This window comes from Stenotrophomonas sp. CC22-02, assembly GCF_004365115.1.
In the GTDB taxonomy this organism is placed as follows: Bacteria; Pseudomonadota; Gammaproteobacteria; order Xanthomonadales; family Xanthomonadaceae; genus Stenotrophomonas; species Stenotrophomonas forensis.
Window position 1 is genome coordinate 812,562 of the sequence record NZ_SOCO01000001.1, and the last position, 14,038, is coordinate 826,599.

Below are 14,038 nucleotides of genomic sequence, written 5' to 3' on the forward strand. Positions count from 1 at the left end.
TGAATGGGCGAGATGCCCGCAAACAGCTGCTTTCAGGGCTAGGCGTCCGCCAGCGCCCGCAGGATTTCCGCGGTGTCTTCACGGGTCTGCCAGGCGCTGTTGCCGAGAGTCAGCATGCGTGCGGCGAAGTCGCGTGCGTTGGGCACGTCGGTGGCCGGCACGATGCCGCGCAGGTAGGCGTAGTCGGGCAGCGCATGGATGAACATGCGGCTGGCGCCGAGGCCGCGCGGCCACAGGTTTTTCAGTGCCGCATCGCGGGCGCGTTGGCTGGGCAGCAGCAGCATCAGCATCGGCCAGGTGCCACCGGTACCGGCCAGGCCATCGACTACCTCCACCGCTGGCAGCTGGGCCAGCTGCACGCGCAGCTGCAACGCGCGCAGGCGTCCGGCCTGCAGGAAGGCCGGCAGGCGCCGTGCGGCATTGGCACCGATGTTCTGCCGCCACTGGCTGACCCGGTGCTGCGGAATCTGCAGCGGGAAAACGTCACCGACCGCTTCTTCCAGGTCGCCACGCTGCAGCGCGGCGCGCAGTGGATTGCCGTATACCAGCGACAGCAGCGAAGGTCGGTAACAGGCCGCCAGGCCGAGCAGCTGCACGCTGCGCAGCAGCTCCCAGCGCAGGCTGAAGCGTACCTGTTCGGCAGCATGTCCGGCCAGCGCGGCACGCAGCTCGTCGTCACGGCTGACCAGCAGGCCGCCTTCGTGCAGGCTCAGTCCCTTGCCGGCGGCCAGGCTGAAGAAACCGATATCGCCGCGCAGGCCGACACTGCTGTTGCCGATCCGTGCACCCAGTGCCTGCGCGGCATCCTCGATGACCCAGGCGCCGGCACCGCGCGCAATCTCGCAGGCCAGCTCGACGTCGGCGATGCGGCCACCGAGGTGGGTCGGCAGGATCGCCAGCGTGCGTGCGTCGGCCAGCCGCTTGAGCTGGCCGGGATCGAAGTCGAAGTGGCCGGGGCGGGTATCGCACAGCTGCACGCGCAGGCCCAGACTGTGCACCGCGATCGGCACCAGCGGGCAGGTGTAGGCCGGCACGATCACGGTGTCGCGGTGGGGCGCGCGCTTGCGCAGGGTGCGCAGCGCGATCAGCAGCGCGTGGGTACCGGAGCAGGTCAGCTGCAGCGGCGGTGTGCCCAGCTGGCTGGCCAGGATCGCGCGCAGGTCGCCACCACCGGGAAGGAAGTCGCTGGCCTGCATCGGCAGGCCTGCGGTCGGTGGCAGTTCGCGCGCGAACAGGCTCATCGCAACGCGCTCATGCGGTGCTTTCGGCGGGGCTGTGCGGGTCGTCTGCTTCGGCACGGCCCAGGCAGACGATGCCGGCCACGATCAGTACCGCACCGACCAGGTGATGCAGGGTCAGCGGCTCGTTCAACAGCCAGGCCGAGAGCAGCAGCACGCTGATCACTTCCAGGTGCGAAGCGGCGAATGCAGGGCCGATCGGCGCATGGCGCAGCAGGCTCATCCAGGTGAAGAACGCACCGATGTAGCCGAGGATGGCGCCGTACACCCACGGCTGCGACAGCACGCGCAGCAGCCACGCGCTGTTGGCTTCGACCGGCAGCGCCGCATCGCCGGCATACTTGAAGCACAGCTGGGCCAATGTGTCGAAGGCCATCAGCAGCGGGAAACCGATCACATACAGGCGCCTCATGAGCCGGCCCCCACCACGGCTACGCCGGCGGTAACCAGCAGCATGCCGGTGACCCGCAGCGGCGTGAGCTTCTCGCGGAACAGGAAGCGGCCGGCGATCATCAGCGCCACGATGTTGATCGAGCCCAGCAGCACGCCCTTGGACAGCGGTACCAGCGACAGGAACGCGATCCAGGCGACGAACTCAAGCACATAGCAGGCGATGCCGATCCACAGCCAGGGGCGGCTGAGCATGTGTTTCCAGCGTTGCAGGCCTTCGCCGTCCTGCGGGTCGCTGGCCGCAGCCTTGAAGGCGAGCTGGCCACCGGTATCGAGGACGACGTTGGCCAGCCACAGCAGGGTGGCGAGTGCCCCCATCTCAGGCCACCGCCTTGAGCACGCCGCTGCGTTCACCGATCTCGGTGAAGAAACGCGCGCTGCGGCGGATGACGTCGCGGCGTTCGCGGTCGATGGTGATCATGTGGTAACTGTCTTCCAGCACCACCAGTTCCTTCGGACCGCTGACTCGCGACATCACCAGTTCGGCATTGCCCATGCTGGCCACGTCGTCTTCACGGGCGTGCATCACCAGGCACGGTGCGGTCACCTGGTGCAGGTGGCGGCGGGTCCAGTGGCTCAGTGCACGCATTTCGGCCAGGGCATGCCAGGGGTTGCCCGGCAGGCCGGCGGCGGCGCTGTCGCCGGACAGCATGGCGGCGCTGACCTGCGCGCGCAGGCGTTCGTCACGCAGGCCGTACGGCGGCTCCTCCATGAACATGCGGTCGCGGCCGATGTTGAAGCGCTTGAACCACGGCAGCAGGAACGACAGGCGGGCCACGGCCGGGATGTTCCAGCCGTCGTAGCGGAAGGTGGCGCCGTACACGCCCACGCCGGAGACCCACTCGGGGCGGCGCGCGGCCAGTGCCAGCGACAGCACTGCGCCCATCGACAGGCCACCGACGAACAGCTGGTCGACCTTGCCACGCAGCTCGGCCGCCGCATCTTCCACGCCCTGGTACCACTGCTCCCAGGTGGTCGCCAGCAGGTCATCCACGGTGCCGCAATGGCCGGGCAGCTGCACGCCGTGCACGGTGAAGCCGGCGTTGTTCAGGCCCTTGCCCAGCATGCGCATTTCCGCCGGGGTACCGGTCAGTCCATGCACCAGCAGGACGCCCTGCGGGCCACCGGGGAGGAAGAAGTCGTGCGATTCGGTCACCTGGCGGCTCCGGGGGGCAGTGGGGATGGCAGGATCGCAAGCGCGATTTTCACCAGCCTTTCAGCGCCCCGGGCCGGGTCAGGGGGCCTTCAGCAGCGGCAGCGTGATGGCGACCTTCAGCCCGCCGCCGGGCCGGTTGAGGAAGGCCAGGCGGCCGCCGAAGTGCTCCACGGCCTCATGGGCGATGGCCAGCCCCAACCCGGTGCCGCTGGCGGCGGTGCCGGGGGCACGGAAGAAGCGTTCGCCAAGCCGGGGCATCACGTCCTCGGGCACGCCGGGGCCGTTGTCTTCCACGTACAGTTCGACGTCATTGTCATCCAGCGCGTGCACGCCGACCGTGACGGTGGCATCACGACCGGCATAGCGCAGGGCGTTGTCGATCAGGTTGTCCAGCGCCTCCTGCAGCATGGCGCCGTTGCCGAGCACGCGCAGCGGCTGGCTGCTGCCGCGGTAGCCCAGGTCGATGCCATCGCGGATCGCCTCCGGCACGCGCATGCCGACCCATTGCGGGACCAGTTCGCACAGGTCCAGCGCTTCCACCGTGTCCGGCACGGTCTGCGCCCGGCTCAGCGCCAGCAGCTGGGTGCTGACCCGGGCGGTGCGCTGGTTGAGCCGGCGGATATGCTGCAGGGCTTCGCGCACGGTGTCCGGGTCGCCATGCGCCAGCGCCTGGTCCACGTGCAGGGCCATGCCGGCCAGCGGCGAACGCAGCTGGTGGGCGGCATCGGCGATGAAGCGGTTCTGCAGGGTGATCATCTCGGCCTGGCGCGCGAACAGATCATCGATGGTGCTGATCAGCGGCTGGATCTCTTCCGGCACGTCGGCATCGGAGATCGGCGCCAGTTCGCCGCGGCGCTGTGCCAGGCGGGTCCTCAGCGGGGTCAGGATGCGCAGGCCGTAGGTCACGCCGAACCAGACCAGCGCGGCGGTGCCCAGCGCCAGCATGGTCATCAGCGGGATGATGATCATCAGGATCTCGCGCGCGCGCTGGCGGCGGTCGGCCATGCTTTCGGCCACGGTCACCGCCAGCTGGTCCTGCGGATCGTTCATCGCCTGGGTGCAGACGGTGGCCATGCGCACCTGCTGGCCGTTGAGGTTGCCGTCATACAGCGCCGGATGCACGCCCGCGCAGTCCTGCGACGGCGCGTATGGGCTGAAGTCGGCGTTGCCGCTGAGGGTGCCCTTGCGGCTGCTGTCGACGTTGAAATAGCGATGGCCGTCGGGATCGTATTCGATCAGGAAGCGCGCCTGCGGTGACAGGTCGCTGGTCACCGGCATGGTGCTCAGCATCTGCGCGAACGAATGCGTATCGTCGATCAGGTTGCGGTCGTGGATGCGGTTGGAATAGTCCAGCGCAACGTAATAGGCCAGGATCGTATTGAAGATGAGCAGGCCCAGCATCGGCAACGCCAGGAAGGCGAGCAGGCGCCGGCGCAGGCTGGGCGGTCCACTGATCACGGCGCGCTGTCGTCCTGCCCGTCTTCCAGCATGTAGCCCAGCCCGCGCACGGTGCGGATGCCCATGCCGCCCGGCTGCAGCTTGCGGCGCAGGCGGTGCAGGGCGATGTCCAGGCCGTTGTCGGTCAGGTCCTGGCCCCAGTCGCACAGCGCTTCCACCAGCTGCGCGCGCGAGACGATGCGCTCGGCGCGTACCGCCAGCGCCGACAGCAGGCCGAACTCCCGCGCGGTCAGTTCCAGCGACTGGTCATCGATCCACACCCGGTGCCCTGCCAGGTCCAGGCGCAGGCGGCCGATGCGCAGGTCCGGATTGCCATTGCTGGTGACCCGGCGCAGCTGCGCACGCACGCGCGCTTCGAATTCGTCCAGCGCGAACGGTTTGACCAGATAGTCATCGGCACCGAGGTCGAGCACGCGCACGCGCTCGGCCAGGCCGTCGCGTGCGGTCACCACCAGTACCGCCAGGCCATCACCGCGCTGGCGCAGGCGCTGCAGCACATCGCGGCCATCCAGCTGCGGCAGGCCCAGGTCCAGCACCAGCAGCGCGTACTGGGTGGAGCCCAGCGCGGCATCGGCGTGCGCGCCATTGTCGACGTGGTCGACCACATGCCCCTGCCGGCGCAACGAGGCGCACAGGCCGGAGGCGATGTCCGGGTCGTCTTCAGCAATCAATACGCGCATGCGCGGGGGCTCCTGTAACGGTCGGGCCCGCCGGATGGACGGGGTGGGCCTCTCGGCTGCCGAGGGTAGCCGCAAACCGGGTGAAGGTGGAGCAGCGCGACACGGCCGGCCGTCGCCGCGCTGTCCCGCCATTCAGTCCTGCAGGCCGGGTTCGCCCGGTGCCAGCGGCACCCGAGAGCCATCCAGCAGGCCACGGCTGAGCGCGCCGTTCTCGATGAACAGCAGCTCGCCGTTCTCGCCGTTCTTGATGCTGCTGTCGATCGCGATCACGCGGTCGCCATGGAAGCTGCTGACGTGCGGCATCGAGGTATGGCCAACCACGATGCGCTTCAGCTGCAGGCGGTCCAGTACCGCCTGCACGCCCGCCGTGTCGAGGCGCCCGTCGAAATAGCCGCGGTACCAGATCGGGCTGGTCTTGCCGTCATACAGCGGCGCGGTGGCGGGGTCGGCCTTCACTTCGGCCTTGGGCAGGCCCAGCGAGGCCTGGTAGGCCGCGTTGGTGCGCGCCGGGTCCAGCGCCAGTGCCACCGCCTCGGGCGAGATGCCGCCATGCAGGAACAGGGTGTCACCGATCTTCAGCAGCACCGGGCGGGTGCGCAGCCATTGGCCGATCACCGAATCTGCGCCGTACAGCTGCGGGTAGCTGCGGCCGAGCAGCTGCGCGCTGCGCAGGTACTTCGGGTTGACGTAGCGCAGGTCGTCGTACAGCACCATGGTCTCGTGGTTGCCGAGCACGAAGTGCACCGCGCCACCGGCAGCGGCGGCCTGCTGCTGAAGGCCATACAGCAGCCAGAACGCTTCGGTCACCTGCGGGCCGCGGTCGAACACATCACCGGCGATGACCAGGGTGTCCCTGCCCATGGCCCAGCGGTCCTGTGCATCGATCACCTTGTTGGCGCGCAGCAGGCGGACCAGCAGCCCGTACTGGCCATGGATGTCGGACAGCGCCACGATGCGCGGCACCGCCGGCAGCACGGAGACTGAGGGCGCAGTGGGTGCGGCCACGTGCACGGTGTGCGCGTACCCGCAGCGCGGCGCGACATCGGTGCCTGCTGCGCTGGTGGAAAGCGTGTGCGACTCGACCTTGTCGGTGCAGATCCACTTGGCCTGCAGCTGGTTGCCCTGGCGGAACACATAGGGGCCATCGGCCTCTACATGGGCGGCCGGTGCGGCGACCTCGCGGGCCTGCAACAGGGGCGTGCCCAGCAGCAGGGCCAGTGTCAGCAGCAGGCGGGCAGGGCAGGACAGGGCGCGGTGCAGCATCGGGTGTTTCCTTGGCGGGCAATGAAAAGGCGGGCCCGAAGGCCCGCCCCTGATGCTACGCCGTTGCTCAGAACTTCGCGCGCAGGTTGAACAGCACGCGGCGCGGTTCACCCCAATAGCCAGAGTTGAAGAAGCCGACGTTGCGGTAGTAGACCTTGTCGAACAGGTTGGTGACCGTCACGCCCACGCTCAGGTTGTCGTTGATGCGGTAGCGGCCCATAAGGTCGAACAGCACGTAGCCGCCCTGGCTCATCTTGCCGGTGGCCGTGACCGGCGTGCCGCTGGCGGTGAAGCGACCGGTGGGAATGGGCTGCATCTGGTAGATCTCGCTCTGCACGCTGACACCCCCGCCCAGCGTCCACTGGCCATGGGTCCAGGTGGTGTTGAAGCGGGCCAGGTGCATCGGGCTGGTGCTGGCGAAGCGGCTGCCATCGGGGTTGCTGCTGTAGCTGTAGGTGTAGCCGCCGGTCATGCTCCAGTGGTCGTTGATCGAACCGGAGACTTCGAACTCACCGCCCTGGGTGGTGATGCCGCGGCTGGCGATGTACGGCGAACTGCCATCGGGCAGCTTGATCTCACCACCGTTCGGGTCCAGTTCGGCCACGTTGTCCTGCTTCATGTAGAAGCCGTTCAACGCCGCGTACAGGCGGCCGCCGAAGAAGTCGGCCTTCAGGCCGTACTCGTAGTTGCCACCGGTGGTGGGGTCCAGCAGCTGGTTGTTGATGTCGCGGCGCGCGGTGGCCTGGAACACGTCCGAATAGCTGGCAAAGGCGGTGATGCTGCTGCTCAGGTCGTACAGCACGCCCACGTACGGGGTCAGCTCATGCGCGGTGGTGCGCGCGCTGCGGCTGGTGAACACGCCGTCGGTGTTGTAGTTGTCGGTGGTGGTGCGGTAATCGGAATAGCGCGCGCCGGCGATGATCTTCAGCGGGTCGATCGGATTCAGGCGCACGGCGGCGTAGTAGCCGGTTTCGGTGGTGTTCACCGTGCTGGACGGAATACCGTAGTTGTAGGTGGTCGGCTTGCCGATGTTGCCGTCCCAGCTGAAGATGCTGGGGAAGGCGGCCACGTTGTAAGGGCGCGAGGTGATGCCGGCGCGGATGGTGTCCAGGTCACGGTCGTAGTGGTTGATGCCCAGCACCAGTTCGTGCGAACGGCCGAACAGCTGGAACGGGCCGGACGCGTACAGGTCGAAGGCATCTTCGCGGGTTTCCGAGACCGAGTAGGTATCGGCGATGCGCAGGCCCAGGCCGGTGACCGGGTCGGCCCAGTTGCCGGTGTTGGAACCGGCCAGCAGCAGCGAATCGGTGTCGGTGGCGCGGTGGTTGTAGGCCAGGCGGCCACTCCAGCCGGCGCCGAACTGCTGTTCCAGCGTGGCGAAGTAGTTGGTGCTTTCGCGGTTCCATTCGTTCCAGCGCGCTGCGGCGCTGTACGAACGCGGCATGTGCGCGCGGCTGCCATCGCGGAAGTACAGCGGCGAGGCGCTCCAGGCGCCGCCATCGGAACCGGTCTTCAGGTAGTCGATGCCCGCACGCAGGCGGGTGCTGTCGGTCAGGTCGGCTTCGATCACCCCGTACAGGCTGGGGGACGTGTCATGCTGGAAGCGCACCCAGCTTTCCTTGTCGGTGTAGGCGCCGACGAAGCGCCCGCGCACGCGGCCACTCTTGCTGAGCGGGCCGGATACATCCACTTCGGCGCGCTTGTAATCCCAAGAACCGGCGCTGAGGCTGGTGCTGGCCTGGTACGTTTCGGTCGGGCGCTTGCGCACCATGTTCACCGTGGCCGACGGGTTGCCCGAACCGGTCACCAGGCCGCTGGCGCCGCGCACTACTTCAATGCGCTCGTAGATGGAGGTGTCGCTGAGGATCGAGTTGCCGCCGGCGCCGGTGGTGTAGTTGGTGGGAATGCCATCGAACATGAAGTTGTTGATGGCAAACCCACGCGCATTGAACAGCGTGCGGTTGCTGTCATACGACTGGATGGTGACGCCCGGCGTCTGCTGCAGCACTTCGGAGATCGTGATGAGGTTGAAATCCTCGATGCGCTGGCGGGTGAACACGGTCAGCGACTGCGGGGTTTCACGCAGGGTCAGCGGCAGCTTGGTGGCGGTGTTGGTGCCATAGACCTGGTAGCCCTCGGTGCGCTGGGTCACCATCACCCGGTCCAGTTCGGTGGTGGTCGGCGCAGTGTCCTGGGCGAAGGCCGGCGAGGCGGCGCAGGCGAGCGACAAGGCGAGGGCGTTCCGGCGCAGGGCGCCAGAGTGCGTGTACTTCATGGAATGACCTTTCTAGTTCAGGAACGGGAAGACGGGCGTGGCGCCGGCTTGGCCGGGCTGCGGAAACTGAGCCAGAGCAGCATGGCCCCGGCACCGGCGGCGAGCACGCCGCACCAACCAACAAAACCCTGTGCAGCGCCCCAGGCTGCGATGCTGGCCAACAGGCTGGCGAGCAGCCCGAGCACGCCCAGCACCTGCAGCAGGCGACGGCGCGGCGTTGGTGGCGCATGGCCGGCCACATCGCGGTGGTGGCGTTCCATTGCCATGGCCAGGCAGGCGAAGGCGGCGGCCGCCAACAGCAGTGCGATCACGCTCATGCGCCCGCCTCGGCCGGCGTGGTGGCGCGTGCGGTGCGGGGCTTGCGCTGCCCCGGCACGAAACGGTGCACCTTGCGCGCGGCCCACAACAGGCTCGCGCCGATCAGCAGCAGGCCGATGTCGATGCCGGCTTTGGCGCCATCACCGCTGGCCAGCGCACTGACCGCGCCGCCCTGCCAGACCACCAGGTTGTACAGCGGCAGGCCCAGCGCCAATACGCCGGCCAATGCCAGTTGTTCTACCCAGCCGCGTCGGGCCGGGCGCAGCGTCGCGTGCACCACGCAGGCGGCCCAGGCGTAGAAGAACACCTTCACCTCGGCATCGCTGCGGTTGGCCACGTCCAGCGGCAGCAGGCGGTTGCCCCACAGGAAGGCCAGCATCGCCACCGGCAGGCCGGTGACGAAGCCGATGTTCAGGCGTTCGACGATGCGGAAGCCCAGGTGCGGCCGCGCCGGATCCGGCAGCTGGGTGCGCCGCTTCACCGTCCACAGCACCAGCCCGGTGGCCACCATCAGCGTGCCGGCCACGCCGGAAAGGAAGAACAGCCAGCGCATCGTGGTGGGTGCGAAGCGCGCGGCATGCAGGCCGATCATGCCGTCGCGGGTGATGACGGCGGCCGAACGCGGCGGCGCCGCATCCAGCAGGTTGCCGCGCGCATCGAAGGCCAGCGTGTCGGCAGCGCCAGCGATCTGGTCGCCCTGCTGGCGGCGCACGCTGATGCGCATCGCCGCATCGCCAGGCTGTTCGACCTGCAGCGAGGCCGCATGGCCGCCGCCCCATTGCACTTCGGCACGGCGCAGCACCTCGGCCAGCGCCGGCGGCGTCGCGGCCACCCCACTGGCCTCGGCCTTCTCCGCACGCGGGAACAGTTCGGCGAAGAACGCATCGCGGCCACCGGGGTAGTTCGCATCCACCGCCCACGGCATGTACAGCGTCATCAGGGTGATCAGACCGGTGTAGGTGATCATCAGATGGAACGGCAGCGACAGCACCGCAAGCGCGTTGTGGCCGTCCAGCCAGGTACGTTGGCCTTTGCCGCGGCGGAAGGTGAAGAAGTCGGTGAAGATCTTCTTGTGGGTGATGACACCGCTGATGATCGCCACCAGCATCAGCATGGAACAGGCACTGATGAACCAGCGCGCCCACAGCACCGGCACGTAGTGCAGGTCGAAATGCAGGCGGTAGAAGAAATTGCCGCCGCGTGTTTCGCGTACCTGCACCGGGGTGCCGTCGGCATCCAGGGTGGCCTGGTTGGGATTGCGCTGGCCGCGCCGGCGTTCCTTTTCGCCCTTCGGCTGCCAACTGACGGTGGTGGCGCTGCTGCGCGAATCGGGGAGTTCGATGCTCCAGCGCTGCGCGTCGGCTGCGGTGCGGGCCAGGAACTGCTGGGCTTGGTTCACTGCGGTGGTGGCATCGGCGGGCAGGCCGATTTCCGGCTGCATCCAGCGGGTCAGTTCTTCCTTCCAGTACGACGCGGTACCGGCAATGAAGATCAGGAACAGCACCCAGCCGACCACCAGGCCCGACCAGGTGTGCAGCACCGATTGTGATTGCCGGATGCCGCCCAGGTTGTCGGCGCTGCTCATGCGATGTTCCCACGCAGCAGCCAAGCGATCAGTGCAGCGAGTGCGCCCGCGGCCAGCAGACCCAGTGCGGCGCGCAGGGTGCTGCGCGCGGCATAGGCCCAGATGGCGGCCAGGGCGTAGACCACGAACGCGGCCATGGTCGCCACCAGGGTGGCATCGGCCCTGGCGCCGGGCAGCAGGCGCGCCAGCGCGGCAGCCCAGCAGGCGGCCACGGCGTAACCGCCCAGCAGCGCCAGCAGCCCGCGGGCCCAGAGCAGGCGATGACCGCTAACGCGCGCCACACGCTTGGCCGGCGCAGCGCCGGCAGCAGAAGGAGAGGTAGGTGCGGCCATCGCCGAAGTCAATGAGAACCGTGTGCAATTGCGATTGAATGCTATTTGACACCGGTGGCCCTGTCGAGTCCCCCATCCGGGGGATGCGGCCATCTACAGCTTGCGCACCACAGTGGCGTGCGCGGGCAGCGGCTGTCTGTTGTTGTCCAGCGGTTGCATGTAGGGCACGGCTGAACCGTTGTCGCGCTGGATCAGGGAAGAGTGGGCTTCGCCAGCGCCGAAGCGATGGCGTTCACTCCATTGGCGCAGCGCAACCAGCAGCGGGAACAGCTCCAGGCCGGCGGCGGTGAGCACATATTCCTGGTAGGCCGAACCATCGGAGGCCGGCTGCAGCTGCAGGATGCCGGCCTCGACCAGTCTGCGCAGGCGATCGCTGAGGATGTTGCGCGCCGCGCCGAGGCTGCGCTGGAAGTCGCCGAAGCGGCGGACGCCATCGAAGGCATCGCGGATCACCAGCAGGGCCCAACGATCACCGAGCAGGTCGGCGCCGCGGGCGACGGGGCAGGGGCTGTCAGCGTGCATGGCGGGCGCCTCCAAATGTGGTTGCAGTTTAAAACCAATGCCGCTAGTCTGCATCCAGTTTCAATTTGCAACTACATCGCAATGGCCGAACCCATTCCACGTCCGTTGCTGGTTCTGCTGGCCGTTGCCGCAGGCGCCAGCGTCGCCAACGTCTATTACGCACAACCGCTGCTGGATCAGCTGGCGCAGGCGTTCGCGCTGGATCGCGCGGTGGCGGGCGCGGTACTGGCCGCTACCCAGGCTGGCAGCGTGCTGGCGCTGCTCGGACTGCTTCCGCTGGCTGACCGCGGTGACCGCCGCCGGCTGTTGCGATTGCAGCTGATGGCCCTGGTGGTGGCGTTGGTGTGGCTGGCGGCGGCACGCACCGCAGTGTGGCTTCTGTCGGGCATGCTGCTGGCCGGCCTGCTGGGCACGGCGCTGACCCAGGGGTTGATCGCCTATACCGCCACGCTGTCGCCGCCCGAGCAGCGCGGTCGCAGCGTGGGTGTGGTGCAGGGGGGAGTGTTCATCGGCCTGCTGCTGGCGCGCGTGGTATCGGGCGTGGTGGCGGCCAGCGCTGGCTGGCGCGCGGTCTATCTGCTTTCAGCGGTGGTGATGGCAGCCATGGCAGGGGTGCTGTGGTGGCGGCTGCCGGCGGTTGCGCTGCCGGCGATACCGCCACGCTGGTCTGCGCTGCTGCGCTCGATGCTGGGCATGCTGCGACGGGATCGAACGCTGCGCGAGCGTGGTCCGCTGGCGCTGCTGCTGTTTGCCGGCCTCAATGTGTTCTGGGCAGCGGCGCCGCTGCCACTGTCGGCACCGCCTTTGAACTGGTCGACCGCCGCCATCGGTGCCCTCGGCCTGGCCGGTGTGCTCGGTGCACTGATGGCGGCGCGTGTGGGCCACTGGATGGATCGTGGCTTCGCCCATCGGGTCAGCCTCGGCGCGCTGCTGCTGATGCTGCTTGCCTGGTGGCCGCTGCTGGGGCTTCAACAGTCGGTGTCCCTGCTGCTGCTGGGCGTGGTCGTGCTCGACCTCGGTGGGCAGGCACTGCACGTATCGAACCAGGCGCTGCTGCTGCGTGCACCGGCGGAACAACATGGGCGCCTGGTGGCGCTGTACATGCTGTTCTACGCGGTGGGCAGCGGCATCGGTGCGGCGGCCGGGCCGTGGGTGCAGGCCCGGCATGGCTGGGCCGCGGTGTGCCTGCTGGGGGCGGGCATCGCAGTGCTGGCGCTGCTGTGGTGGGGATGTGGCGCATACCGCGGCGTGCCCCTGCGGGGTGATTCGCCCGTCCGGCGCTGACGCTACCGTTGCAATGCGCGGCGCCCCGGCGCCTCCTGCAGCGCGTCGCTGGCCACCACCACGCGGTTGCGGCCGCTGCGCTTGGCCTCGTACATCGCGGCGTCGGCGCGCGCCATCAGCCGCTCGTAATCCGGGTGGCCGTCATGGCCGGCCACGCCGATGCTGGCCGTCAGCGCCAGTACCTGTCCATTGGCCAGGGCCACCGGCGACTGTGCGATCTGCCGGCGCAGGCTTTCGGCAATCACTTCGGCCTGCGATTCGCTGGCCGCGACCAGCACCACCACGAATTCTTCGCCGCCATAGCGGAACAGATAGTCGCTGCCGCGGGTGAGCTGGCCGAGCAGGCCGGCCACGTGCTGCAACGCACGGTCGCCGGCATCATGGCCGTGGCCGTCGTTGATGGCCTTGAAGTGATCCAGATCCAGCAGCAGCAGCGAGAACGGCGTGTGGTTGCGCGTGGCCAGTTCGATCTCCCGGCGCAGCACCGTGGGCAGGAAGCGGCGGTTGAGCAGGTTGGTCAGGGCATCGCTGCCGGCATCCAGTTCGCCGATGCGCTCGAACAGCAGTGTCATCAGGGTGCGGATGGCGGCCAGGTCTTCGCGGATCACAGGCAGCACCGCCAAGCGCTGTGCAGCATCGCTGTTCGCGCGCTGCAGGTTGTCATCGATGCGCGCCATCAGCTGCCCGACCTGCTGGGTCTCGCTGCTTTCGCCGAAGCTGGGGATGCCCTTGTGGGTGAACCACAGGCCGAACTCGGAGCTGGCCAGGCTGGCACTGTCACTGCCCTGCACGTGGCCGGCCAGGGCGTACAGCAGGGCGTTCTCCCAGTCCAGCAGCAGGGCGCGCTGGCGCTCGCGCTCGGTGCTGACGTTCTGCACCAGCGAGAACAACCGGTAGGCCGCGTCGGCACGGGTGGAGCGTTCGCGCGCGTGGGTGTAGGCCAGGGTCATGCCTTCCATGGCGATGTCCATGATCGCGCTGAGGCAGTCGATGGCGGCGAAGGCGGTGGCACTGTCGGGCGCAGTGTCACGCAGGCGCACGAACAGTTCGTGCTTGAGCACGCGCGCACCGCGGGTCACCAGGTCAACGGGGATACCGACCCGTGCGTGCACATCGCCGATCACCCGTTGCGAGGCCACGGTGGTGGCGATGCCGGCGGCGTCGGTGGTCAGCAGCTGCACCAGCCAGCGCTGCATGGCCGGTTGCAGGCGCTGCTTGACCTGCTCGTGGGACAGGAAACGGCGTGCACGTGCATCCTGCAGCAGCACTTCGTAGAAGCGCTGGGCCAGCGCGGGCGGGGCATCGGTGGCAGCGGCGCGCAACAGCGCGGTGGCGGCCGGGCCGGCCTGTTGCAGGCAATGCTGCCACGCCTCGGCCAACGGCTGGCTGGCATCGTCCAATTGGGGTGATTCCACGTCGATCTCTGGCTGCGTACGGCAAACCACCGGTATCGGCCGCGGTGGCGTGCAGTTGATGG

Annotated in this window: 14 protein-coding genes; 1 reads left to right on the plus strand and 13 read right to left on the minus strand. The window is 68.3% G+C overall.

Annotated features, from left to right (window positions below; translation table 11 throughout):
* Positions 1–38 precede the first annotated feature (38 nt).
* The 12 genes from N440_RS03895 to N440_RS03950 all read right to left on the minus strand — a co-directional run bounded on the left by N440_RS03895 (position 39) and on the right by N440_RS03950 (position 11,277).
* Positions 39–1,241: a DegT/DnrJ/EryC1/StrS family aminotransferase gene (locus N440_RS03895; RefSeq protein ID WP_133934152.1), complete on the minus strand. Its 1,203-nt coding sequence runs from the start codon at positions 1,239–1,241 to the stop codon at positions 39–41.
* A gap of 10 nt (positions 1,242–1,251) precedes the next feature.
* Positions 1,252–1,650, minus strand: a complete 399-nt coding sequence (locus tag N440_RS03900) for a DMT family transporter (RefSeq protein ID WP_006425768.1) — start codon at positions 1,648–1,650, stop codon at positions 1,252–1,254.
* Positions 1,647–2,006 carry an EamA family transporter gene (locus N440_RS03905; RefSeq protein ID WP_006425769.1) on the minus strand — a complete coding sequence of 120 codons (360 nt, stop codon included), beginning with the start codon at positions 2,004–2,006 and terminating at the stop codon, positions 1,647–1,649. Before N440_RS03905 ends, N440_RS03900 begins: the two co-directional genes overlap by 4 nt.
* A gap of 1 nt (position 2,007) precedes the next feature.
* On the minus strand, positions 2,008–2,844 hold the full coding sequence (locus N440_RS03910; RefSeq protein ID WP_008266311.1) for an alpha/beta fold hydrolase: 837 nt from the start codon (positions 2,842–2,844) through the stop codon (positions 2,008–2,010).
* Between the two features lie 78 nt (positions 2,845–2,922).
* Positions 2,923–4,302, minus strand: a complete 1,380-nt coding sequence (locus N440_RS03915; RefSeq protein WP_053509417.1) for an ATP-binding protein — start codon at positions 4,300–4,302, stop codon at positions 2,923–2,925.
* Complete coding sequence (locus N440_RS03920) at positions 4,299–4,982, minus strand: response regulator (protein ID WP_049456140.1); 684 nt, start codon at positions 4,980–4,982, stop codon at positions 4,299–4,301. Before N440_RS03920 ends, N440_RS03915 begins: the two co-directional genes overlap by 4 nt.
* Positions 4,983–5,114: 132 nt before the next feature.
* Positions 5,115–6,245, minus strand: a complete 1,131-nt coding sequence (locus N440_RS03925; protein WP_133934153.1) for a metallophosphoesterase — start codon at positions 6,243–6,245, stop codon at positions 5,115–5,117.
* 67 nt (positions 6,246–6,312) lie between these two features.
* A complete protein-coding gene (locus N440_RS03930) occupies positions 6,313–8,520 on the minus strand; it encodes a TonB-dependent siderophore receptor (RefSeq protein ID WP_133934154.1) in 2,208 nt (735 codons plus the stop codon).
* A 17-nt stretch (positions 8,521–8,537) separates the two neighbouring features.
* Positions 8,538–8,837: a DUF3325 domain-containing protein gene (locus N440_RS03935; protein ID WP_133934155.1), complete on the minus strand. Its 300-nt coding sequence runs from the start codon at positions 8,835–8,837 to the stop codon at positions 8,538–8,540.
* Entirely contained in the window at positions 8,834–10,423 is a 1,590-nt protein-coding gene (locus N440_RS03940; protein ID WP_133934156.1) for a PepSY-associated TM helix domain-containing protein, read from the minus strand. The genes N440_RS03935 and N440_RS03940 overlap by 4 nt, the downstream gene beginning before the upstream one ends.
* Entirely contained in the window at positions 10,420–10,755 is a 336-nt protein-coding gene (locus N440_RS03945; protein WP_243831284.1) for a DUF3649 domain-containing protein, read from the minus strand. Before N440_RS03945 ends, N440_RS03940 begins: the two co-directional genes overlap by 4 nt.
* A gap of 93 nt (positions 10,756–10,848) precedes the next feature.
* Positions 10,849–11,277, minus strand: coding sequence for a helix-turn-helix domain-containing protein (locus N440_RS03950; protein ID WP_133934157.1), 429 nt, complete (start codon positions 11,275–11,277; stop codon positions 10,849–10,851).
* 81 nt (positions 11,278–11,358) lie between these two features.
* Here N440_RS03950 and N440_RS03955 point away from each other — a divergent pair, with 81 nt between their 5' ends.
* Positions 11,359–12,561 carry an MFS transporter gene (locus N440_RS03955; RefSeq protein ID WP_133934158.1) on the plus strand — a complete coding sequence of 401 codons (1,203 nt, stop codon included), beginning with the start codon at positions 11,359–11,361 and terminating at the stop codon, positions 12,559–12,561.
* A 2-nt stretch (positions 12,562–12,563) separates the two neighbouring features.
* Here N440_RS03955 and N440_RS03960 read toward each other — a convergent pair whose 3' ends face one another.
* Positions 12,564–13,976: a GGDEF domain-containing protein gene (locus N440_RS03960; protein ID WP_133934159.1), complete on the minus strand. Its 1,413-nt coding sequence runs from the start codon at positions 13,974–13,976 to the stop codon at positions 12,564–12,566.
* Between the last annotated feature and the right edge of the window lie 62 nt (positions 13,977–14,038).

Coding starts and splice junctions, on each gene's coding strand:
- N440_RS03900 (WP_006425768.1), bottom strand. CDS start 1,650: ATGAGGCGCCTGTATGTGATCGGTTTCCCGCTGCTGATGGCCTTCGAC.
- N440_RS03940 (WP_133934156.1), bottom strand. CDS start 10,423: ATGAGCAGCGCCGACAACCTGGGCGGCATCCGGCAATCACAATCGGTG.
- N440_RS03925 (WP_133934153.1), bottom strand. CDS start 6,245: ATGCTGCACCGCGCCCTGTCCTGCCCTGCCCGCCTGCTGCTGACACTG.
- N440_RS03920 (WP_049456140.1), bottom strand. CDS start 4,982: ATGCGCGTATTGATTGCTGAAGACGACCCGGACATCGCCTCCGGCCTG.
- N440_RS03955 (WP_133934158.1), top strand. CDS start 11,359: ATGGCCGAACCCATTCCACGTCCGTTGCTGGTTCTGCTGGCCGTTGCC.
- N440_RS03905 (WP_006425769.1), bottom strand. CDS start 2,006: ATGGGGGCACTCGCCACCCTGCTGTGGCTGGCCAACGTCGTCCTCGAT.
- N440_RS03950 (WP_133934157.1), bottom strand. CDS start 11,277: ATGCACGCTGACAGCCCCTGCCCCGTCGCCCGCGGCGCCGACCTGCTC.
- N440_RS03945 (WP_243831284.1), bottom strand. CDS start 10,755: ATGGCCGCACCTACCTCTCCTTCTGCTGCCGGCGCTGCGCCGGCCAAG.
- N440_RS03935 (WP_133934155.1), bottom strand. CDS start 8,837: ATGAGCGTGATCGCACTGCTGTTGGCGGCCGCCGCCTTCGCCTGCCTG.
- N440_RS03895 (WP_133934152.1), bottom strand. CDS start 1,241: ATGAGCCTGTTCGCGCGCGAACTGCCACCGACCGCAGGCCTGCCGATG.
- N440_RS03930 (WP_133934154.1), bottom strand. CDS start 8,520: ATGAAGTACACGCACTCTGGCGCCCTGCGCCGGAACGCCCTCGCCTTG.